The organism is Niveispirillum sp. GW835-FHT14G11 (assembly GCF_058793615.1).
In genome coordinates this window covers 74,899-98,196 of the sequence record NZ_JBXAFZ010000021.1, presented here as the reverse complement: position 1 = coordinate 98,196, position 23,298 = coordinate 74,899, and the positions used below count along the sequence as shown (strand labels likewise).

Annotated in this window: 14 protein-coding genes and 1 pseudogene; 2 read left to right on the top strand and 13 right to left on the bottom strand. The window is 60.5% G+C overall.

Annotation, left to right across the window (positions count from 1 at the left end; translation table 11 throughout):
- Nucleotides 1-176 precede the first annotated feature (176 nt).
- Nucleotides 177-1,398: pseudogene (locus tag AC1Q7F_RS28315) on the top strand (IS3 family transposase).
- 397 nt (nt 1,399-1,795) lie between these two features.
- Here the strand turns inward: AC1Q7F_RS28315 and AC1Q7F_RS28310 are convergent.
- The 13 genes from AC1Q7F_RS28310 to AC1Q7F_RS28250 all read right to left on the bottom strand — a co-directional run bounded on the left by AC1Q7F_RS28310 (nt 1,796) and on the right by AC1Q7F_RS28250 (nt 22,023).
- A complete protein-coding gene (locus AC1Q7F_RS28310) occupies nt 1,796-2,680 on the bottom strand; it encodes an SDR family NAD(P)-dependent oxidoreductase (protein ID WP_492511911.1) in 885 nt (294 codons plus the stop codon).
- Nucleotides 2,681-2,714: 34 nt separating this feature from the next.
- Nucleotides 2,715-4,328, bottom strand: a complete 1,614-nt coding sequence (locus tag AC1Q7F_RS28305) for a long-chain fatty acid--CoA ligase (protein WP_492511910.1) — start codon at nt 4,326-4,328, stop codon at nt 2,715-2,717.
- A gap of 53 nt (nt 4,329-4,381) precedes the next feature.
- Entirely contained in the window at nt 4,382-5,995 is a 1,614-nt protein-coding gene (locus AC1Q7F_RS28300; protein WP_492511909.1) for an AMP-binding protein, read from the bottom strand.
- Entirely contained in the window at nt 5,985-6,947 is a 963-nt protein-coding gene (locus tag AC1Q7F_RS28295; protein ID WP_492511908.1) for an alpha/beta hydrolase, read from the bottom strand. The genes AC1Q7F_RS28300 and AC1Q7F_RS28295 overlap by 11 nt, the downstream gene beginning before the upstream one ends.
- 15 nt (nt 6,948-6,962) lie before the next feature.
- Entirely contained in the window at nt 6,963-8,522 is a 1,560-nt protein-coding gene (locus AC1Q7F_RS28290; protein WP_492511907.1) for a carboxylesterase/lipase family protein, read from the bottom strand.
- Nucleotides 8,519-9,502: a TauD/TfdA family dioxygenase gene (locus AC1Q7F_RS28285; RefSeq protein ID WP_492511906.1), complete on the bottom strand. Its 984-nt coding sequence runs from the start codon at nt 9,500-9,502 to the stop codon at nt 8,519-8,521. Before AC1Q7F_RS28285 ends, AC1Q7F_RS28290 begins: the two co-directional genes overlap by 4 nt.
- Nucleotides 9,499-10,812 carry a spinster family MFS transporter gene (locus AC1Q7F_RS28280; protein WP_492511905.1) on the bottom strand — a complete coding sequence of 438 codons (1,314 nt, stop codon included), beginning with the start codon at nt 10,810-10,812 and terminating at the stop codon, nt 9,499-9,501. The genes AC1Q7F_RS28285 and AC1Q7F_RS28280 overlap by 4 nt, the downstream gene beginning before the upstream one ends.
- An 11-nt stretch (nt 10,813-10,823) precedes the next feature.
- On the bottom strand, nt 10,824-13,136 hold the full coding sequence (locus AC1Q7F_RS28275; protein ID WP_492511904.1) for a TonB-dependent receptor: 2,313 nt from the start codon (nt 13,134-13,136) through the stop codon (nt 10,824-10,826).
- A 253-nt stretch (nt 13,137-13,389) separates the two neighbouring features.
- Nucleotides 13,390-14,826 (bottom strand): hypothetical protein, encoded by a 1,437-nt coding sequence (locus AC1Q7F_RS28270; protein ID WP_492511903.1) that lies wholly within the window; start codon nt 14,824-14,826, stop codon nt 13,390-13,392.
- A gap of 538 nt (nt 14,827-15,364) precedes the next feature.
- Nucleotides 15,365-17,164 (bottom strand): acyl-CoA dehydrogenase family protein, encoded by a 1,800-nt coding sequence (locus AC1Q7F_RS28265; protein WP_492511902.1) that lies wholly within the window; start codon nt 17,162-17,164, stop codon nt 15,365-15,367.
- A gap of 45 nt (nt 17,165-17,209) precedes the next feature.
- Complete coding sequence (locus AC1Q7F_RS28260; protein ID WP_492511901.1) at nt 17,210-18,397, bottom strand: acetyl-CoA C-acyltransferase; 1,188 nt, start codon at nt 18,395-18,397, stop codon at nt 17,210-17,212.
- Between the two features lie 72 nt (nt 18,398-18,469).
- Nucleotides 18,470-19,759: a hypothetical protein gene (locus AC1Q7F_RS28255; protein WP_492511900.1), complete on the bottom strand. Its 1,290-nt coding sequence runs from the start codon at nt 19,757-19,759 to the stop codon at nt 18,470-18,472.
- Nucleotides 19,756-22,023: a 3-hydroxyacyl-CoA dehydrogenase NAD-binding domain-containing protein gene (locus tag AC1Q7F_RS28250; RefSeq protein WP_492511899.1), complete on the bottom strand. Its 2,268-nt coding sequence runs from the start codon at nt 22,021-22,023 to the stop codon at nt 19,756-19,758. The genes AC1Q7F_RS28255 and AC1Q7F_RS28250 overlap by 4 nt, the downstream gene beginning before the upstream one ends.
- Nucleotides 22,024-22,205: 182 nt before the next feature.
- Between AC1Q7F_RS28250 and AC1Q7F_RS28245 the strand changes: the two genes are divergently transcribed.
- The gene (locus AC1Q7F_RS28245) at nt 22,206-23,225 is read left to right on the top strand and encodes a YeiH family protein (RefSeq protein ID WP_492511898.1); all 1,020 of its coding nucleotides are present in this window, start codon (nt 22,206-22,208) and stop codon (nt 23,223-23,225) included.
- Nucleotides 23,226-23,298 lie beyond the last annotated feature (73 nt).

Genomic DNA, 23,298 nt, shown 5'->3' with positions numbered 1-23,298 from the left:
AAATTTGTTCGTTGTCTTGCTCATCGTAGCCCCATCCTCTCAGGAGTTGGAGCCGCCGACAATCCCGGCGCGGTTCAGATCGTGCTGCCCCCTGATTCATCACCCTCTTCAGCACCCAGCTGAACTGGCCCCCGTTTTGACCGGACATTCAGGCCTAGCCTGGGAGGCTTGGGGATATCCCTGAGCATGTGCATATGCCTGAGATTGAGATCATCACAGACGGCGGCCGCCGGCGGCGTTGGACGGCGTCAGAGAAGCTGCGGATCGTTGAGGAGACGCTGGACGGCCGATCGAGCATCTCTGTTGTGGCCCGTCGGCATGGCGTTGCCCCGAACCTGCTGTATCGTTGGCGGCGTCTGATGCTGGAGGGCGGGAGTGTAGCCGTGGCGGATGATGACGATGTGACCAGCAACAAAATTGTCCGGCAGCTTGAGGAGCGGGTGCGGGAGTTGGAGCGCCAACTCGGCCGCAAGGTGCTGGAGGCGGAAATCCTGCGCGATGCACTGGAAAAGTCGCGCTCAAAAAAATCTTGCTCGCGCGGTCGCCGCTGAAGGGCGGTTCGCGGTGAAAGCGGTGGCTGAAACCCTGGGCGTGGCCCGGTCCAATCTGGTTGATCGGCTGGCGGGCCGGACCCGGCCGCGCGGTCGCTACCACAAGGCCGATGACGCGGTGGTCGTGCCCATGATCACCGCCCTGGTGGCGGCCCGGCCGACCTATGGCTATCGCCGGATCACGGCGCTGCTGAACCGGCAATTGCGGGAGAGCGGCACCGCACCGGTGAACCACAAGCGGGTCTATCGCATCATGCAGGCCAACAACCTGCTCCTGGCCCGCAAATATGAGGAGCGGCCCGATCTGGCGCATGACGGCAAGGTGATCGTCATGCGCTCCAACCTGCGCTGGTGCTCGGACGGGTTCGAGTTCGCCTGCTGGAATGGTGACGTCATCCGCGGCGCGTTCATCATTGATGCCCATGACCGGGAGATCGTCGCCTGGCGGGCCGTCGTCAATGCCGGCATCAGTGGTTCCGACATCCGCGACGCGATGCTGGAAGCGGTCGAGGTCCGGTTCGGCGCCTTGCGTGTTCCCCAACCCATCGAGATGCTGTCGGACAACGGCTCGCCGTATATCGCCAGGGACACAAGGATCTTTGCCCAGCAGCTCGGCCTGAAACCCTGCTTTACCCCGGTGAAAAGCCCGCAGAGCAATGGCATCGCCGAGGCCTTCGTTAAAACCCTGAAGCGTGACTATGTGCAGGTCATGCCACTGCCGGATGCCGAAACCGTCCTCGGACAGATCGGCGGATGGATTGATGACTACAACAATAACCACCCGCATTCAGGCCTCAAAATGCGCTCGCCCCGCGAGTTCATAAGGGCATATCGTGAAACCGCCTGAATGTCCGGCCAAACGGGGGCCAGTTCACCAGCATTGTCACTCCCATAAGACGTAAATCAGTATCTTCGTCTCTCGCCATTGCGGCGCCCAAATTCACAGATTCTGATGAGGAGGCCTTTGTTGTCGACACTGCTGTCGATTTCGACTCTGATTCTCGACCGATACTCACGTCACTCACCCGAGAGAGAACAGCATCGAAATTTTTATCTGGCGCAGTGCTTGCAGGAGATTCAAGCGCCCAAGGACTCACTTTTAATCTATCGGATGGCAAAACATCTGTTTTCATCGCCAAATCCATGAGAAGTATCCTTGTGGGTCACGCCTAAGTTCTGGGTTAATTATGACGTTACATTGCTTAGAGATGTTTACTGCATTCACACATGGGGCCCGTTTGAATCTACATACTATCAACTTCGTATCCAGCATTCCGCAACTCACGCCTTATCTGCTGGTCTCCAGAACGTGGAACTACTTCATCAGTGCGGTCAACGACCCTCGCCCATTGTTGAGCAACAGAATCGGATACTTCGCCCCCCGCTCCCAGAAACAAGCCTTGGGTCAATGTCACATGCGCAGCTTCGAACGATCCTGCCCCAGCGCATAGAATGCTCCGAGTGGGCGCGTCCTGATGAACGAGCGCCAACAAACCGGGGCTGACGCGGTCGGGAGCCAGACAGGCTAGCACGTCCTCCGGGAGCAGCCCTTTCAGCATCTGCGTCGCCGCCGTCGGTGCCAAGCAGTTCACGCGGATGTTGTTTTTCTCGCCCTCCAAGGCAAGGGTCTGCATCAAGCCGACCAAGGCCATCTTGGCCGCGCCATAATTGGATTGGCCAAAATTGCCATAAAGGCCGGAAGAGGAGGTCGTGAAGACGATCCGACCGTAGTTCTGCTTCCGCATCAACTCCCAGACCGCCTTCGTGCAATGAACGGCCCCCATCAGGTGCACATCCACGATTAGCCTGAAATCTTCGATCTCCATCTTGGCGAAGGACTTATCGCGGAGAATACCGGCATTGTTCACCAGAATGTCGACGTGTCCCCAATCCGCCATCACCTTCTCGACCATCATCCCGACCGCAACCGGGTCGGTTACGGAGCCCGCAACAGCCATCGCGACACCACCTGCAGCCTCGATCTCCTCCACCACCGCTTGAGCCGCAGGCAGCGCCAGATCGTTGACGACCACCCTCGCCCCCTTGCCTGCCAATGCCAAAGCGTGGGCACGGCCGAGGCCATTGCCTGCTCCGGTGACAATGGCGACGTTGTCGGAAAGATTAATCATTCGCGTCTCCACAAAGTACGGACATGTCGTTCATTTAAGATCCGGGAAATGCCAGGGCATCTTTGAAAGTCTGCCGCAGAACCTTCTTGTCGACCTTCCCGGTGGCGGTCAGTGGTACTGGCGCTACGATGATCTGATCGGGCAACCACCATCGCGCCATCCGAGGGAGCAGGTAATCTCGAAGCGCTTGGATATCGACCGTGCAACCTTCATGTGGTTCCACGATCAGGATGGGCCGTTCTTCCCATTTCGGGTGAAACAAGCCAATGACGGCTGCCACCTTGACACCTGCGAAGGCGGCGGCTGCGTTTTCAATATCGATGGAACTGATCCATTCTCCACCCGACTTGATCACATCCTTCTTGCGATCAGTGATACGCATGAAGCCCAAACCGTCGATGGTGGCGATATCGCCCGTATCGAACCAGCCATCTTCATCAAGGGCTGTGACTTCCGACCCGAAATAGCGCTCAATCACCCAAGGGCCCCGTACAAATAGTGCCCCCGACGATTTGCCGTCCCGAGGCAATTCCCGCCCTGCCTCATCAACAATCTTCAGTTCCACACCGAACAGCAATCGACCCTGGCGCGTCCAGATCGTGTCGTTCAGCACGTCTTCCCCCTCGGCAGCCAGCGCCGGCGTAGGAGTCGCGACCACGCCCAGAGGACTCATCTCCGTCATGCCCCAAATCTGGCTGACGGACACGCCATACCGGCCATGGAAGGTCTCCGCCATGTGGCGAGGAACAGCCGAACCGCCGATCACCAGCTTTCGCAAGGTGTGCGGCCGCTGTCCTGTCCGGGCCAGATGGTCGAGATACATCGTCCAGATGGTGGGAACGCCGCCGGAGAAGGTCACTTGTTCCCCCTCAATCAGTTCATGCAGGCTTTCCCCGTCGAAGCGTTGGCAGGGCAGCACCAGCTTGCAGCCGTTTATGGCTGCGGCGAAGGGCAGTCCCCAAGCCGTAGCATGGTACAATGACTGACACGGCATGATGCAGTCGAAAGCCGAAAAGCCCAGGGCCCCGTTGAGTCCAGCCATCAACCCGTGCAGCACCACCGACCGATGGGAATAAAGCACGCCCTTGGGGTTCCCCGTCGTACCGGATGTGTAGCAAAGGAAGGCGCCGGCATTCTCGTCAAAGCATGGCCATCGGTAGTCCTCTCCAACCGCTGCCAGCATCTCCTCATACCCGGCAGTGACGTGCTCTGCACGTCCTGCCAGCGGCACATAATGCTCGACAGTGGCGAGCAAGGGCCGAAGCCGCGCCACGATGTCGGAGAAGCTCGTATCGTAAAACAGTACCCTGCTGCCTGCATGGTTGATGGTATAGGCGATGTGATCATCGGAGAGGCGTGGATTGGCCGTGTGCAGGACGGCACCGCAACCCGGCACCGCGAAAAACAGCTCCAGATGCCGATGGGTGTTCCAAGCCAGGGAACTGACACGGTCGCCAGACCCGATGCCGTGCCGGATCAGCACATTGACCAGTTGCCGTGCTCGCCTCTCCAAATCTTTATAGCCATATCGCCATATAGGCTCATCAACCAGACGAGACACGATCTCCCGCTCCGGATGGGCCGTCGCCGCGTAGATCAACATGTCGCTGATCATCAATGGCCTGGGTTGCATCAAACCGGGCAACATCAGCCTCTCCCCCTGTTTACTTGCAGATGCCTTCGTTGGCGGGCTTGCCTGGCCTATTTCGTTTCGCCGCGCAGCAATTCCTTCAGCCGTACCTTGGACACTTTCTCCAACGTGGCCCTTGGCAGGTCGGGTACGATCCTGACTTCACGCGGAACCTTGAAGTCGGCCAGCTGCGCCGTGCACACCCCGCGAATGCGCTCCGCGAGTTCCGGAGCATGCTGCCCAATGTCCGGGACGGGGACGACAAAGGCCACAGGCACTTCATCCAGCATATGGTCGGGCTTACCGACGACAGCGACCTCGCGGACGCCATCGACCGTGGCGATCACGGCCTCCACCTCGGATGCGGCGACATTCTCCCCGCCGACCTTGAGCATATCCTTGTCGCGGTCAGCAAACCGCAATTCACCATTGTCCAGCAGAGTGACCCGATCACCCGTTATGAAGAAGCCATCCGCATCGAAGGAGTTCGCTGTCGCCGCTTCATCACCCAAATATTCCTGGAAGAGGGTTACGCCACGGATGCCACGGATCAACAAGCTTCCCGTTCCTCCCGGCCGGATGGGATCGCCATTGTCGTCCAACACAGCGATTTCATAAGCCGGATGAGACCGCCCGATGCTCATCGGCACGCTGGGGGCGGACAGGTCGGTGACGATGGCCTGCGTTACCGTCTCCGTCATGCCCCACAGACCCATCGTCTTCACACCGAACCGCTGTTCCAGCGTCGGCAAGGCAACGGCGGGCGAAATGACGCGCATGAAATGACGTTCCGGTACATCGTGTTCCAGCAGGGCCCGGGCACTGAACCCCACCATGGAGCACCAGGTGCAACGGTGACGGACTGCAACCGGCCAGAACCGCGAGGCTGAAAACCGCGGCTGCAGTACCATGCGTGCGCCGGCCCAGAGTGTGGCCAGCATCGAATAGCTGAGCGCATTGGTATGGAACAGGGGAAGGATGACCAGATGCGCATCATCCGGCGTCAGGCATTCGTTCGCCGCACCGGCACGCGCTCCCCACAAACCGTTGGCATGGGTCCACAAGACCGCCTTCGGTCGGGATGTCGTGCCTGAAGTGAACTGGATGCTGAGCGGTCGCCTCGGATCAGGTGGCAGACTTGGGGCATCGTTCGGATCCGCATGCAACGTTGCGAAGGATTGCGTGGAAGATGGTCGGACATAGCCAGCGGGTATTGAATCCATATCGGTGCAGACCAGCCACCGAAGGCCGAGCGCATTCCCGGCCAGCAATTCGACATAACGCGGCTGGGTGACGCCCGCGACGGCTTGGCTATGCGCCGCGAAGAAGGCGATCTCAGCGGCAGAAGAGCGGGTGTTGGTCGTAACCGCGACCGCCCCGATGCGGGCACATGCGTGCCAAGCAATCAGCAGTTCCGGGCAATTGTCCATGTGAAGAAGAACCCGGTCACCGGCGCTGACACCGCGCCGTGATAGGCCAGCGGCCACCGCACATACCTCGCGGTGGAACTCCCGATATGACCAGATCCGAACGGGGCCTTCGAACGGCGCCCACTCCAGAAAGGGTCGGTCAGGCGATGCAGCGGCACGGCTCGACAATAATCCCGCGACATCCATGCGTGCAAACGGACCGACATCGGGCGACCGCGGCAGCGCCCGTATGGCTCCCGGCTTCTCAAGTGCCATTCGTGCCTCCCCAGGCTTCCTGCCCGCTCGTCATTTGTTGCTTGAGCCAGTGGCCAATGCCTCGCAGCGCTTGGTCGGCCATCGGCAATATTGCTTCTAACGCCAGAAAGCCGTGATTGACGCTCAGCACGCGGCGCAGTTCGACTTCCGTCCCCTGTTCCGCCAGCCGCCACGCGAACAATTCCCCCTCGTCCCTCAGGACGTCATATTCCGCCGTCACAATCAGTGTGGGCGGCAGGTTTGACAGGTCGTCGGCATGCAACGGTGCGGCATAGGGTGTCGGCGTGCGGCCTTCCCCAAGATACAGATCCCAGAAATGCATCAGGGCGCGACGGGTTAGGCCATAGCCCTCCGCGAACTCCTCATAGGAGGAAGAAAGCCTGGAAGGATGCTGCAAGGCGGGATAGAGCAGGATTTGCGCCGACGGCGGCACCAGTCTCATATCCCTCCTCGCCAGGCACAGGCCAGCGGCAAGGGCGCCGCCGGCACTATCCCCGGCGACCGCATGGCATCGGACATCTACCCCCAGCATGTCGCTGTTGCGCAGGGCCCAATCATACACGTCCCCACAATCCTCGAAGCCGGCGGGGAATGGGTGCTCCGGCGCCAACCGGTATTCGACGGACAGAACTCCCACCCCGGCATCTGCACACAGGCGGCGGCAGATCGCGTCATGGGTGTCCAAATCACACAGGCTCCAGCCGCCGCCATGCAGGAACACCAGCAGTGGGGGGCGACGGGGGGAGACAGGCCGGTAAAGCCTGACCGGGATATATCGGTTACCTACCGGTACGCTCAAGTCACGAACGAAACCGACATTGGCTTGGCACACGGGCAACCGTGACAGCCGCTCTTTCAGACGTACCCGCGCCACTTCCGGCGCTATTGTGTCGATGGGCTGATCCTGTGCTGTCGCACCCAGAATCTTCCTGATCAGAGGGTCTAATGGCATTGTTGACGCTCCGGATCAAGGCTGTCGAGAAAGCTGCGGACGCATGACGGCATCCAGGAAATCCAGCCGATCCCGCCACGGATCGTTCTTCACGACAGCGGTCGCGTTCTCAAACACCATCACAGAGTCCGGTTTTGCCGTGACTGTCGGCCACTTGGTATTGCCGCAGGACGGAATGCCATCGCGAGCAAAAGATACCCAGCAATCACCCATGATGCGGGCCATGGCTTCGTCCTCCGCGCCGAACATCAGCCGTGCCACAGTGGAGATCGCCCCCAGGCTGTCGAACACATACATCAGTTCCGCCCCGTGCCCGGGCCCCGGTGTCCCCCTTCGGCGAGCTTCCCGCACATGGGCATAGCGATAGACGAAAGCAGGCCCCCCGTTCTGTCGAGCCACCCACCGGGCGGGTGCAATGAAGCCGCCATCACGGAACAGGTTCCCACCCAGAACGTCATCATCTCCGCCCTCAGAGCCATAGAGGGTCCGGGCCCTGGCGACGACGTCGCCAGGAAGGGGCGCCAGGACTGTCCGCAACGGGGTACCTGTCGCAGACAGCAGGTTCTGCTCATACGTGTTAGCCCCGATCATCAAGGGCAACTTGGTAGCCAGTCCTGTTCCAAACGCCTCGGGAATAGATTGGGAAATAAGGGTGCCGTCCACCACGGGCGTATAGCCCAGCGGCGACGCTATTTGTCCCAGTACCTCAACCAGCCGGTCCGCGGGAACGGCGCGCAACCCCGACGGATCGCTGGCGCTCACCACCTCTGCCACACGGTCCGCCAGCAGCTCAGCCTCCGCCAGAGAGGGAGAGCGCGACCAGCCGCCGCCCGATTGGACGATAGCTTGCGCAAACAACCCGCGCGACCGTTGTGAGATCATATGAAGCAGAACGCTGGTTCCGCCAGCCGATTCCCCGAAGATCGTCACGCGCGCGGGATCACCGCCAAAAGCCGCGATATTGTCGCGAACCCACTCCAGGGCCGCGATCTGGTCCATAAAAGCGTAATTGGCCCTGGGTGCTTCCGGCTGCTCAGCCGCCAGGGCAGGATGGGCGAAGATACCCAGCAGGCCGAGGCGGTAATTCAGCGTGACGACGACCGCCCCCCGATGGGCCAGCGCGCTGCCATCAAACAGGGGTATGCCACCGGCACCGATCCGGAAGCCACCACCATGTATCCAGACCATGACGGGCAATTTCGCATCGGACCTGACAGACGGCGTCCAAACATTAAGGGTCAGGCAATCCTCGCTCATCGGCCGATCGCGCAGCCGGAACTCCCCTTCACCTTGGCGTTGGGGACAGATTGCACCGTATTCCCGGGTTTCCCGCACTTCGGTCCATGGCTTGACCGGCTGCGGTGGTCGCCACCTCAAGGCACCAACCGGCGCTGCGGCATAGGGGATACCCCGAAAGACCGACAGGTCATCATCATCACTGCCCAACACCGGCCCGGCGACGGTCTCAACACGTGGCTCAGAAGCCCATGCTTCCACCGATGCGGTGAACGGGCCGGCGACCAGTCCGAAGGCCACGGCAAGGACCGTCGCCCTCACGATCAAGGCCCGGTTCATTGACCACCGGCTCCCAGCCCACCGCGCGCTGACGCCGCGATCCAACCCGGCAAGGGCCGTTCGTATTTGGAGTGGATCCAGAGCCGCAGCAGGCATCGCCGCTCTCCTTCCTCGTCATGGTCCACGAAGTCTTTCCGGGAGTGGAAGGTGGTCCAGTTGCTGAACAGCAGGAGATCTCCCTCCTCCAGCGTGAATTCGGCGCAGAATTCCGGGTCATTGGCCAAGGCATTGACACGGTCCAGCGCTCGACGCTCCAGTTCCGTCAGTGGCTGACCGCGCTTGTCGGCACCAACCTCAATGGACTTGGGATTATAGAAGGTTGAAACGGTGTTCCCGACGGCGAAGTAAACCGGAACAGGCTCCGCCAGCAGACGACCACTCATGCCGTCGGCATCGCGCAGGTAGTACGGCAGCCCTTCGATCAGCGGAGCCAACAGTTCCGGCTCCGTCGCCCGGATATGGTTGAACACCGCCAGCGCACTGCAGATCCGGCTTTCACCGCCGGATTTGGCGCGACGCAGACACAAAAGACCGGTGATGTCACACCCGTCCGTGTGGGGCATCAGTTCGGCATTCGACATGTAACCGCGCGCTTCCGGATCACGGGTGTAATCTGCACCGACATTGCGGACCACGGAGATCAGGGCACCCGCTGCGTTCTGCCCCTTGGGAACGCCCATCTGCCGGCCCATCCACAAGGTCAGCGCCTTGGCATCGCCTTCCGGCCAGCGGCGGATTGGGACACCACGGACCAGGAACAGACCGCGCCCTTCCTCCAGACCACGGGCCAAGGCGTCGAGGCGCGCCGACATGAGTGGCGCCAACACCGGCGTTCCGTTGTGAAGGGCCGCGATGACCGCGTCCATCTCTGCGATTTCCTGCTCGGACCAAGTGAAAATCCAATCCGGCTGCTGCAGGAGTTCCGCCGCCGTCCAAACGGCAGTGTCCTGTACCGGGATGTCCCCCAGTGTCGAATTCATGGTGCTTCCTTTTCCGGCCGATAGGGCCTGCCAAGATGGAGGCCCGCGCCCACAAGCAAGGCGGCCCCAATGATGTTGAGAAAATTCGCGCCGCCCATGGCGTAGGCCAGCGCATGTATTCCAACATGCGGCTGCAGCATGTCGCTGCCCCAGCCCACCAACAATGGTCCGAGGCCAAGCCCCAAGAGGTTCTGCAGGAAGATCATCAAAGCGGCCGCTGTGGCCCGCTCCTTGCTGCCTACCTGCGACTGCACAAGGGCGTAAGTCGAGGACTGGTAAAGCGCATTGAGAAATGTCGCAACGATGAGCAGGGCGAACGCTGCCCAGGCATTGCCGGCGAGATATCCCGCGGCCCCGAATGGTACGGCCATCGCCATCGTCAGTGCCGGCCAGAAGGCCAGCCAGCGCCGGTCGCGGTTGCCGAACCAATCGCCGGCGAAGCCGCCGGCGATTCCACCCAGGGCCGTCGCCACCGCGCCGCCAATACCCACGAAAATACCGGCTTCCAGAAGGCTCTTGTCATAGACCCGGGTGTAGAAGGGCACCGACCAGGTTGCCGCCGCATAATTATACATCAGGTGAAAGGCCGACCCCATCACACAGAACATGAAGGCCCGGTTGCGCAGCAGGGTCATGATGACTGACCGCTCGACAGGCCCCTTCCCTGCAACACCGGTGAAACGCGGCGGCTCCCGCACGAACAGGGCCACGGTCACCGCGACAAGGAGCCCTGCCCCTCCCATGGCCAGAAATGCCGCGCGCCAACCGAACGCGTCAGCCAAGGCCCCACCCCCGACATTGGCCATCAATGATCCCAGCGCCGCTCCCACCGCGATGACCGAAAAGGCCCGGGCTCGGAAACGCTCGGTGACGTAATCGGCGATCAGTGAGTGTGTCGGCGGCACGAAGCCCGCCTCCCCGGCCGCGACGGTCAAGCGGGCAGCCAAGAGATGCAAATACCCGGTCGCCAATGCCGACAGGCTGGTCGCCAAGCTCCATACTGCCATGCAGACGGCCAGGATGTTCTTACGGTTGAAGCGGTCAGCCAGAGCAGCGATGGGCAGTCCAAGCGGCGGATAGATCAGCGCAAACGCCGTTCCCCCCAGGAGTCCCATCATGGTGTCCGTCAGGCCAAACTCCTGTTTAATCGGCTCGGCCACAATCCCCAGCAAAAGCCTGTCACCCATGTTAAAGGCGGACACCAGCAGGATGATCATGAAGAACAAGGGCAGCGGCGTCGTTCGCGGCTTTCCGGCGGAGATGATGGACAGGTCCGCAGCGGTGGTAGCGGACGGCTCCTTGATGCTCATTCCCGGTCACCCTACCAGCGTTTCGTGAGTTCGATGCCGATGATTCGGGGATCACCCCAGTAGCTCATGTAACCGCTGCTGACGGCGAACCCGATGGTCTTGTATCGGACGTTTCCGATGTTGTTCGCGAAGACGGCAACATCCATGCCGTTGTCGTCGTTGAACAAGCCGGCCCGCGCATTAATGAGGCCATAGGACTTCTGTCGGCTACGGTCATCCAGATTGCTGGCCGTATTCATTCCGCCCTGCATGCGGGCGTCGAAATTGGCCGTCACGCCCCATTGACTGGCCACCACCGGCTGGCGGAAGGATACGGAGAATGTGCCGGACAGGCGGGGGGCATTGGACACCTGCCGCCCACGTAGATTGGCGTCTGCGGTGTCCTTGCCATATTGGGCGATATTCCACAGGACGCCGCTGCGTACCCAGAGGCCGCGATCAACCCGCAGTGCCAATTCCCCTTCAAGACCGTAGGATTCTGCAGACGCCTCGTTTGTCAGCACAAAGGCCGAGGTGGGGTTGAAACTGTTGACCTGGAAGTCCTTGAACTTCATGTCGAAGGCAGCAGCGTTGAAGGTCAGAGCTCCACCAAGTGCGGTGGATTTCAGGCCCACCTCATAGGCATCCACGGTTTCGGGCTGGAATGTCTGGCTGGCGTTCGCACCGGCGCGGGTATCCAGATTGACGCCCCCTGCCTTGAAACCGTTGGCATAACTGGCATAGATCAGGACATCGCTGCTGGGCCTCACCGACGCTATGATGACGCCTGTTACCTGGTCGTCGTCGTAGCGAGCCTGGTAGGCCGGAGTGAAGGCAGCGCAGATACTGGAGGGACGAAGGCCGGTCAGGATCGCATTGGCAGTGGCCGATCCCGTTCCGGTGAAGGTCTGTGTGCAAGCACTGGCCTGACTATAGGCGTAAGAGGCACCACCCTCCTTGTCCTCGCTCTGGTAGCGCAGACCGCCCGTCAGCTCGAGCCAGGATGTGACATGCCAGATATTGTGCGTGAAAGCCGACCAGCCATCACCGTCCAGACTGGTATTCTGCGCCGTAAGACCGCGGCCCGCCTCCCACAACGACGCCGTCACCAGCGGCGATGGAAAGATCAGGGCACGCGTATAGGCGGCGAAATACCGCCCGGCATCGGCGCCCAGCTGCTGGCTCTTCAGATAGCGGGTTTCGGCATCAAAATAATAGAGACCTGCCAGCAGATCGACACTCTCCAGCGAGCGGCTCAGTTGAAATTCCGCAGAATAGAAGTCGTCCTTGATCCGCTCATACTGCCGATACACATCCAGGTTCGTCAGATCGGAGTCCCAATTCTTGACGGCGATGGCACTGCGATAACCCAGCAGGGCGCGAATATCGGCGAAGGACGTCTTCCAGTCCGCCTGCACCGTTATGCCGTCATCGTTGGTATTGGCCGTAAACGGCGCGTTGACCGCCGTGTCGAACCGGTCGTCGCCACCCGGTGGGGTGGGGATGGATGCGCCCAGTCCTTCCATCAGGGTGCGGTGAGCCGTGGCGATCTGGGTGAACGACGGAACCGTGCTGTTCTCGCCGCGTTCAGAATGTTCAGCGATCAGACGGACGGAGAAGTCCTCAACTGGCTTATAAAGCATCTGACCACGCACCAGCCAGCGGTCACGGTCATTGTACCGGGCCCCGGAAGCAACGTCACGCATGTAGCCGTCACGGAAATTTCCCTGGGCAGAAACGGAGAAGGCCAGCACATCATCAGCGATGGGTCCGGTGATCCGACCACTGACGCGGCGGCCTTCCAGGTTCGTCGCTGTGGCCCGGAGGTTGCCGCCGAACTCGAACTCAGGCGCCCGTGTGGTGACGCTGATCACGCCGGCAGAGGTATTCTTGCCGAACAACGTACCCTGAGGTCCGCGCAGCACCTCCACCCTCTCCACGTCGACCAGATCGGTAAAGGCCGTGTTGGAACGGCCGACATAGATGCCGTCCACGAAATAGCCCACCGACCCTTCAAGGCCTGGATTGCCGGTCGGCGTGCCGATGCCACGGATGCGGATCTGCGCACCCAGGCCGACCTGCTGTGACGACGTAATCATCAGCGACGGCGCAACCTGACCCAGGCGTTCCGTATCCACGACCCCGGCGCCAGACAACTGTTCCCCGGTCACGGCCGTGACAGCCACCGGTACATCCTGCAGGGGTTGCACCCGCTTCGTGGCGGTGACAATGATTTCCTCCAGTTCCTCCGGCGCGGAGACCTGCGCCCGAGCCGGATAGCCGTTGCAGGTCGCGATTGTCGCAATACAGGCGACGATGGCGCGCTTCTTCAGACGACGGGACATTTGTGACTTCCTTCCCCCATATTTCCGCCGGTAAAGCGGCATTTTTTCTTGGAGTGCGCCACGCTGCCCAATCCACCAGGATGGAAGGCCGTGTGTTCCAGATCGCGGCGAACACATCTAGCTAAGGCGATACGCATGGCATTGTCAATAATTGACTTTACTCATTCCTCAAGCATGGCTTGAAGGCGTGAGATACCCTCACCGGACGGTGGCGTATGCCGCGTCCGGTGAGGGTGGACTTGCGTTGGGTCTGTTACAGCAGGAAGTCAGACGCCGATACTTGCGACATGGTGGTGTTGGTCAGTTCCAGCACGAACTCCGCCGAAGAGTCGGTGTCGGTATTAACCTGCACCAGAACATGTGAACCGGAAGTCACAACGCGCACCTGACCCGCGCCGGAGAAAGCCGAAGTGCCACGCCAGACAAGCCCACCGAAAGCCGTCAGGTCGACAATATCGTCACCGAAATCATCGAAATCCAGAATCTGGTCGCGGGTAGAAGCCAGGGTACCGGAATCGCCTACCGCAAAGACGAACCGATCATCTCCGAGGCCCCCGTAAAGGTCATCAGCACCGGTGCCTCCCTGAAGGGTATCGTTGCCATCCATGCCGTAAAGCACGTCGGCACCACCGGCCCCCTGCAACAGATCAACACTCCACGATCCGGTGAGAGTGTCGGCAGAACCGGTCCCCACCAGAAGCCCGTCAGCCCGGCCCGACAGAATCTCCATGAAAGCCGTGGTATTGTTGTAGACATGCGACGCGCGATAGGCTGCCGCATCGTCCAACTGCGCCAACGCCGAGGCGTTACCCTTTACATAGGCCTGCAGGAACGTGTCGGACACATCACGCGTGGCCCAGTTGACATAGGTTTCCGTGACGAACCCCAGCGAGTTGAACCCGCCCAGTTCGAAATGATCGGCCCCATCAATTACTGCTGCATGACTGTTGGCGCGGATGCCGTAATCGAACGGGTCACGGCGTTCCAGATAGGACATGCCGCCGTCACCACCGTCGTCCTCGCCGGTGATGGTCAGCGTCGGGACCGTCACGCTCGTCCAGGAGTTGGATTGTGCATTCTCGTAGTACAGGCCTGACCATGTGTCGTCGGTATGAATGAGTTGCGATGCCGGCTTGTTCAGATCATCGGGAACAACCCCCTGCGGCGATATCAAAATCGCTGCTTCGAAAAACGGATTAGCCAGGTTCGCATATTCGGGGAAAGCGCTTTGGACGCCGACCAGCATCTGGGCGGTGAAGGCACCGAGGCTTTGCCCGGCGACAACCGGCGTCGAAAGATCGCCCGTGTAACCGCTGGGCAGTGAGCTGAGAATGGTCGATGCGTTGTCCGCCAGGAAATTCATATCCTTCACGCGTTCGACAGCAGATTGGGGGTTTGAGCGGTCGAAATAATCCTCGATGGCGTCCGGCATCGCATAGTCGTCCAGGTGCCGTGGCACGATGACGATATAGCCCTTGTCCGCCAGTAGCCTCGCGTTGAGGCCGCCAGTGGCCTCGGCATTGGCGTGATTGCCGGCGCTGTAGAACACGACGGGATAGTTGCCGGGTCCGCTGCTGGGATAGTTGACGAAGACCTCCATGGTCCGTTGTTCCGTATGCGATTGCCCGGCGCTATCCACATAGGTGTAGGTGCGGCCGGCATCCATGGTCAGGGTGATGGTCTGAGACATTGCTTGTTTCCTCCCATTTTGCGTTGTCGATTATTGACAATTTGAGCGCCACTCTGCGTTGCCTCCTTTTGTCAACGCTGGACGACAACGCAAGTTCCCATAAACAGAAGATGATCCCTCTGCCGATACGAAAACCCACGATGTCGATAAGTGACACACTCTTGTAGCACATGGCTGCGCGCTGCGTCAGCCCCCTATGTGCAGAAATCCTGAAAATCCATTCAGTGGAGTGCCGATTTATCTATATTTCCATTCCTATGTAATCTTTTTGACTCTCCGCGTCCCATGTTCGGGGAATCAAAGCAAAATAATCAAATACACGAATGCCGATGTCGCGCTCCGGCTGGCCCCAATTATACCATCTACGGACGCCGTCCAACCTTCCCAGCCCATGGAGGATGGGGGTAACGAAAAAGTGGAAACCTCCTGGCCGCTTGCTGGCCAGGAGGTTCCATCTTCACGGCAACTACGGAAAGGATGCGGGAAGGATCTGCACTGTCGACGGTAAAACGCTTTCCGAATTCGTGCCACGCCGCTGTCAGAGAACATCGCTCGGAGTGTCGAAAGTCGTACGGTCCATCCGCAGCAGTATATCGGAAGAGGATTGGAGTTTTGGTAGTTCCCAACCATAATAGTAGGAGCAAGCTGCAATCTTACCCTGCAGATACTTCGCGTCTCCGGTACCGGACTCCAGACTGACTTTGGCCGCCACGGCCTGCTTCAACCATATCCAGGCAAGAACCACATTGCCCAGCAACTCGAGATAGGCAACGGCATTGGCCAGCAATACATCTACCGGCCCATTCGCCCGCTCCGCCGCCAGGACCTGGGTGGTAGCATGCATGACGATCTGCGCCTTGTTCAACGCGTCGGCATAGGGCGAGAGCTCCGCATATGACTCGGCCTGCACGACCGTGGTCCCAATCTCCTCGGCCAGCAACCGTAGCCCCGCCCTGTCGTGCTGCCATACTTTGCGGCCAAGCAGGTCCTGCGCCTGGATGCCGTACGTACCTTCATGGATCGGGTTCAGACGATTGTCGCGGTAATATTGCTCCACCGGATAGTCCCGGGTGTATCCATACCCACCAAGAATCTGAATGGCCCATTTGTTTGCTTCAAGACAATGCTCGGAAGGCCAGGACTTGGCGATCGGCGTCAAGATGTCGAGCAGCAGGCCCGCGTTGCGTCGTACCTCCGGCGTTTCGCCGGTATGCTGCTCATCAACCAGGCGGCTGCAGAAAAGACACAGGCCGAGCGCACCCTCGCTGGCTGCTTTCTGTTGCAGGACCATTCGCTTGACGTCGGAATGTTCCACGATCGGGATCATGGGCATCGTCGGGTCCTTGGCATCCGGCCGGCGGCCCTGCAGGCGCGTGCGGGCATATTCCAGACTGTAGCGATATCCGGCATAGCCCAGCGCCGCCGCACTGAGTCCCACGCCGATCCGCGCCTCGTTCATCATCTGGAACATGTAGGACAGACCATGATGCGGCTCGCCGACAAGAAAACCCTGACAGCGCCCCTCCTCCCCAAAGGACAGGATGGTGCTGGTGGTGCCCCGGTAGCCCATCTTGTGTAGCAGACTGACCAATCGAACATCATTGTCGCCCCCGAGGCTGCCATCATCATTCACCCTGTAGCGGGGCACGATGAACAGGCTGATGCCTTTCACGCCGGCCGGTGCACCCTTGATCCTCGCCAAGACCATGTGAACGATGTTTTCCGACAGTTCATGCTCGCCGCCGCTGATCCATTGCTTGGTGCCTGTCAGCGAAAAGGACCCGTCGGGGTTGGGCGAAGCCGAGGTGGTGATGTCCGCCAGGGATGAACCGGCCTGCGGCTCTGACAACGCCATGGTACCGAAGAAGCGACCGGTCAGCATCGGCTGCATGAACCGGTCCTGCTGTTCCCGGGTACCGAATGACCGGATCAGATTCGCCGCCCCAACCGTCAGGAACACATAGGCCGTGGTGGAAATGTTGGCAGCCTGAAAGAACGTGCAACAGGACTGCACGACCGACCATGGCAGTTGCTGGCCACCACGATCCTCGTCATGGTGCGCGGCCAGAAAGCCCGCCTCGGCGAAGGCTTCGGTAGCCTGCTTCACCTCCGGCAGCATCACGACCTTGCCAACACCACCCTCACGATAGGGTTCATTGTGATCGACGGCATGATAATGCGGGGCAAAATATTCCTCGGCCAACTTCGAGGCGGTATCGATGATCTGATCCACCGTAGACCTGTCGAGGTGACGAAACCGCGCCCTCGTGAACAGCTTATCGATGTCCAGCATACAGTCGATCTGGAACGCAATTTCCCTGGGATCCATGCGGCTCATGTCAAACTCTCATTGGATGTTGGGCGCTACGGGACATGGGCGACGTCAGGGGTAGATTTCGAAGAGTCCGGCCGCCCCCATGCCACCGCCGATGCACATGGTCACGATGCCCCACTTGACGCCGCGCCTGCGGCCCTCCAGCAGCAGATGGCCGGTCATGCGGGCACCGCTCATGCCGTAGGGATGACCAACGGAGATGGCGCCGCCATCGACATTCAGCTTGGCGGGATCGATCCCCAGGCGATCTCGGCAATAAATCACCTGTACGGCAAAGGCTTCATTCAGTTCCCACAAGCCAATGTCGTCCATCGTCAACCCGTGCCGCTTCAGCAGGCGCGGTATGGCAAAGACAGGGCCGATGCCCATCTCGTCCGGCTCGCACCCGGCAACCGCAAGGCCACGGAGCGCACCCAGCGGTCGCAGACCCTGCTTCGCGGCTTGGGCCGCCTCCATGACGACGCAGGCGCTGGCGCCATCCGACAACTGGCTGGCATTCCCTGCCGTTACCGACATTCCTGCGCCTTTCACGGGCTTTAGCGCGGCCAGGCCGGCGGCTGTCGTGTCGGGCCGGTTCCCTTCATCCTTGCCAATGGTGACCTCGCGCGTATCAAATGCACCCGTGACCTTGTCCTGCACCAACATCGTCGTCGTCATGGGGATGATCTCGCCATCGAAACGGCCTGCGTCCTGTGCGGCGGCCGTCCGGCGCTGGCTCTCCAAAGCAAATTCATCCTGGAGGTCGCGGCCGATGCCGTAGCGGGCAGTCACCACTTCCGCCGTCTCCAACATCGGCATATAGATGGCAGGAACCTTCCGAAGCAAAGCCTCATCGGATCCGCGATGGACGTTCATATGTTCGTTCTGCACCAAGCTGATGCTCTCGACGCCACCGCCAACGGCCACCGGAACCCCATCCATCACTACGCGCTGCGTGGCGATCGCTACGGCCTGGAGACCTGAGCCGCACTGGCGGTCCACTGTCGTTCCTGCCGTACCGACCGCAAGGCCGGCCAGCAGGGCCGACTGGCGGGCGACATTGAATCCCGTCGTTCCTTGCTGTAATGCGCAGCCGAGGATAACGTCTTCGACTTCGCCCGCCTCAAGCCGGGCACGCTCAACAGCGTGACGGATGGCATGAGCCGCCAGGGCGGCTCCCGATGTATTGTTGAAGCTTCCCTTGTAGGCACGGCCGATTGGCGTACGAGCGGTACTGACGATGACAGCTTCACGCATGGAAATCACTCCAGTTCATTTCAAAAGCCGCTTCTGCGGAACTTGATGGGGAGAGGTTCGAGTCCGCCGAGCTCAGGTACCCAGGACACGGCGGCAAAGGTCGCGGAAGGCCAGTGCCACAGGCCGCACCATCTCCCCGCTGGTCTTGTCCAAGCGATCCGCAACGGAGTGATGGAAGCGGTGGGCGCAGAACGCACCGGCTACGTTGGTATAGCCGGCCCGGATGATCGCCCCGGTCTCCCCCGGCGCATCCGCCTTCGACGGATAGACGGCCTCCAACCCCGGCACCCCGGCAAAGGCGTGCCGGGCATCGGACAGGAGAGACGGTGTCGCCGCTAGGAACCGTTGGGCATCCGCACTGGGCAATGGAACGAGGCCGCCCGGCGTATCATGAAAATCCCTGGCGCCGAGGCCGGCCCCCAGATGTATCCAGAGGTCGACAGCATCGCGATCTGGCGCCAAAGTGCGAAGCGCATATTCCGCACCCAGATTTTCATACTCATGCCCGCCGGTGGCCAGTAGCAATACCCGCCGATTGCCGGCCCGCACGGCCAATTCAGCCGCCAGCGCCAGGAAGATTGCGATACCGGGTCCGCGTTCCCCTGTGCAGTGGTGCCACCCGTTGCGGGGCGTCGAGATGACAACGGTTCGCGCGCCGCCCGGCCGTTCGGCCGAGAGGTTGCAGGTTGTTCTTTGCCCGCGCCGGCCGGTTACCAACAGTCGGGCTTCCTTCCCATGCCTTGCCGCTTCCAGCAAAATGTGACTGGAGGATTCCCTTAAGGTGACGATGTGCAAAGCACCTAAGCGCATCGATAGAGGCACGTTCAGACTGACCGCCTCTTGCGAGGGGCCGCAAGTGACCAGCATCACGCCCGCAGCTCCGGCAGAAGCAAGTTCGCTCAATATCTGTTGCAGGGCAGCGTTCATGGCCGAATGGCGAGCCCATGGCAACTTGATCACAACATGGCGGTTGGCGAACGCCCGTTTGTCTGTCTGCGGGTCATAGATGCAAAGCGGCGCTATACGCCCTGGAGCCATGTTGAAGCTGGTCGGCTCCTGCGGCAACGCCGGGAACGATACATCGTCGACCGTGAGGAGACCCGCCTCCTGCTGCATAAACGGCGTTTCAAAGGTCTGTCGTTGAGTGCGGTATCCCAGGCCCGTCAGTTCCGCATCCAACCAGTCCGTCACATGGCGGTCTCCCGGTCCGCCGGATCGCTTTATGCCGAAACCGTCGTAACGTTCCAGGACCGATTGTAACGTCGTCTCGGCAAAAGCATGATCGGAATTGTCCTGAGACACTAGCAAGCTGGCGTGGGCTTGTGCCGACAGGATTGTTGTGGTTTTTGATGTCGTCCTCATCGCTGGCCCCTCGGCTGGGTGGCATCCCACTCGGTCGCCCCCCGGTCAACCAGCCCGGTCAACAGCGCCGCCGGTATCCATTCCTCGCCATCACGCGCATGAAAATCGCGGATGCGAGACAGCACCTCTGGCAAGCCACGCTCCTGCGCATATCCCATGGGGCCACCACGCCATGCTGGGAATCCATAGCCGTTGACATAAATGAGATCGATGTCAGGGGCAAAGGCAGCTATCCCCTCCTCCAGTATCCTGGCTCCTTCGTTCACCAGCGCCAAAATGCAGCGATCGACGATTTCCCGATCAGTGACGTTACGCGGCGTGATGCCGAGCGAACGGCGATGATCGGCGATCATCTCCGCCACTTCCGCTGAAGGTTCGGGCTGCCGGCTACCGGCTGCATAGGTGAACCACCCCTTGCCGGCCTTCAGCCCCAGACGCCCCTGTTCATAGAGCCAGTCAGTCATGGCGGTTCCGGCCGGCTTTTCCTCTGCCAGGCGGCGCTGCCGTACCAGCCAGGCGATATCGTTGCCCGCCATGTCGGCCATGGCGAATGGCCCCATGGCCAGACCAAAGCTGGTCAGCGCCGCATCGACCTGTGCCGGGCTGGCCCCGTCTTCCACCAGCCTATAGGCAGCCGTTGCATAGACGCCGACCATGCGGTTTCCAACGAAGCCGTCACAGTTGCCCACAACCACGCCGACCTTTCCGATCGCCTTCGCAACATTCATGGCCGTTGCCACGACCGTCGGCGCAGTTTGAGCCCCCTTCACGATCTCCAAAAGGCGCATCACATTGGCCGGGCTGAAAAAATGCATTCCGAGGACATCAGCCGGCCGGTCTGTTGCCGACGCGATGACGTCGATGTCCAGCGTGGAGGTGTTCGTCGCCAGGATCGTGCCTGGCTTTGTCACACCGCACAGGTCACGGAAAATCTTCTGCTTGACCGACATGTCCTCCAATGCCGCCTCGATCACCAGATCCACTTCTGCCAAGTGCGCAAAGTCGATCGTGGGAACGATGCGCCCCATGCGATCCTCCATCTCCCGTGGAGACAACCGCCCCCTCTCCACGGCGCTTGCGTAGTTCCTTTCCACCAGCTTCAGGCCGCGTTCCAGGCTCGAGGACGAAATGTCCAGCAATGTTACGGGGATACCGGCATTCGCAAAGCTCATCGCGATACCACCACCCATGGTGCCGCTACCAATGATACCGACACGGGCTGGCAGCGGCTTAGCCTTCACCGTCGCCGGAACCGCGCGGGCCGCCGAACGCTCTGCGAAAAACAGGCGCATCAAGGCCCGCGACTGGGGATCGTCCAAGCATTCGCCGAACAGTGCACGCTCCCGCTCCAAGCCCTGCGCAAAGGGAAGATTGAACGCTGCCTCAACAGCCGCAAGACAACGGAGAGGAGCCGTCTGACCACGATGGGATTTCCCCAAGGCCCGCCGCAGCTTCTCAAAATCGAGGCGGTCATCATCTGTCAAGATGCAGGTCCGAGCGCTGACAACAGGGTGCGACCCCGGCTTCAGCGATGCAGCGAACACTATGGCGGCCCCAATCAAGTCCTCATCGGCCAGTTCGTCAACGATTCCCAGCTTGCGGGCATCGTCAGCCATGATGGAAACACCCGATGTGATGAACTCAGCTGCAACCCTGGCCCCAACCAGCCGGGGCAGCCGCTGGGTTCCCCCACCGCCGGGCAGCAGGCCAAGCTTCACTTCCGGTAGACCCAGCATCGTTCCTGTTGCCGCAATCCGGTAGTGGCAGGCCAAGGCCAATTCCAACCCACCGCCGAGAACACTACCATGCATCGCAGCGACGACCGGCTTGGTGGCCGCTTCCAGCCGGGCATTAATGTCGTTAATGTCCGGCCCTTGGAGCGGCTGGCCGAATTCAGTGATATCGGCACCTGCGATGAAGGTTCGTCCGTGTCCGGCTATAACGAGGGCAGCGGCATCCACATCCGCCACACCTCTTTCAATCGCGTCCCACAGTCCTTCTCGAACGGTCGCAGACAGCACATTGACAGGCGGATTATTGACAATGATCAGTCCGACGCGGCCCCGTCGTTCATAATGCACAGGCATCGGGGCATCATCGTTGGCTGTTGTCTGGGACATTGAAGCGCTCTCCTCCTGAGCATGATTGACATCGACGACATGCGTTGCCGTCGGATTCGCGATGGTGCTCCAGCTTTTCTCGCCTTTCCCAAAGTACTCTGGGCCGCCGGCAATCACGGGAAGAGCGGCACGCCAAGCGCTCAAAGGCGCGTCCGGCCAGGACGCAGGCTGTAGGAAGTCCAGTTACCGCCCGTGCGGAGCACCAAGGAACAGCGTTGGCCTCCCCATAATTCCCTCCAAGCTTCTGCGGGATTGAAGCAAACTCAATTGTCGATTATTGACATTCTAATACCACGAACGCTGCACTGTGCAAGGGAGGATATTTGATGATCGGTGAAATTCGGTTCCCCTGGACGAACCGGACAGCAATACCCTCCCTCGTGACACGGATAGCCGGCATTGCGCTCTGCGCCGCGCTGGCCGAGCTGGCAACCAGGCTGGGGAAAACCTGGGGGATACCAAGCTTGGCCTTGTGCCTGTGTGTGGGGCTGCTAATCGGATGGTTCGTGAGGAGCCCGGTGCTGGAAAGCGGCGCTGAGTTCGCTCGCTCTTACGGGCTCAGGGTCGGCATCGCCCTGCTGGGCTTTCGCCTTGATGTAGGCGATCTCACAGGAGCAGGAACTTCCCTAGCTGTCGCCTGCGTGGTGGTGGTCGCGTCGATCGCCACCGGACTGATCGGTGCGCGCCTGTTGAAGCTACCCATGGATGTCGGGTTCATCTCCGGCGCTGGCACTGGCATCTGCGGGGTATCGGCAGCCCTGGCCTGCGCCGGGCTATCCCGCAAACGTGATGGGTTGAATGCCGACATCACGATCATCATTGCCTGGATCAGCATTCTGAGCAGCGCTTCAATGCTGTTATGGAGCCTGTTCGGATCGGATCTCGGCTGGTCGGCGAGGAATGTCGGGACAGTTATCGGCGCCAGCATCCATGATGTGGCCCAGGCCACCGCCGCGGGCTACGCCCTTTCGCATGAGGCGGGTGACGCTGCCACTGTCGCAAAGATGGCGCGAGTCGTGATGCTGATACCCGTGACGCTGATCGCACCGCTTCTGATTGGCGGCTTCCGGGCCGACGGGGGCCTCTGGTCACGAATCCCGGTCTATCTGCCTGCCTTTGCCTTCCTGGCGCTGCTGAACAGCCTGGACACGGTACCACCGGTCGTGGAGGCTTTCGGAAATGGTGTTTCCCAGATCTGTATGGCTATGGCGATGGTCGCCATCGGGATGGGCACGCCCTGGCGCAACCTCGTCCGTTCCGGACTACGCATCCCGACCCTTCTTGTGGCGGAATGTGCGATTGTCAATATTATCGCACTCACTATCGTACATTTCCTGTTTGGCTGAACCGAAACCCGATATCACGGCTGCAAGCGACACACATGCTGACCCTGAGAACTTTACCTTCGATCGATCCGAC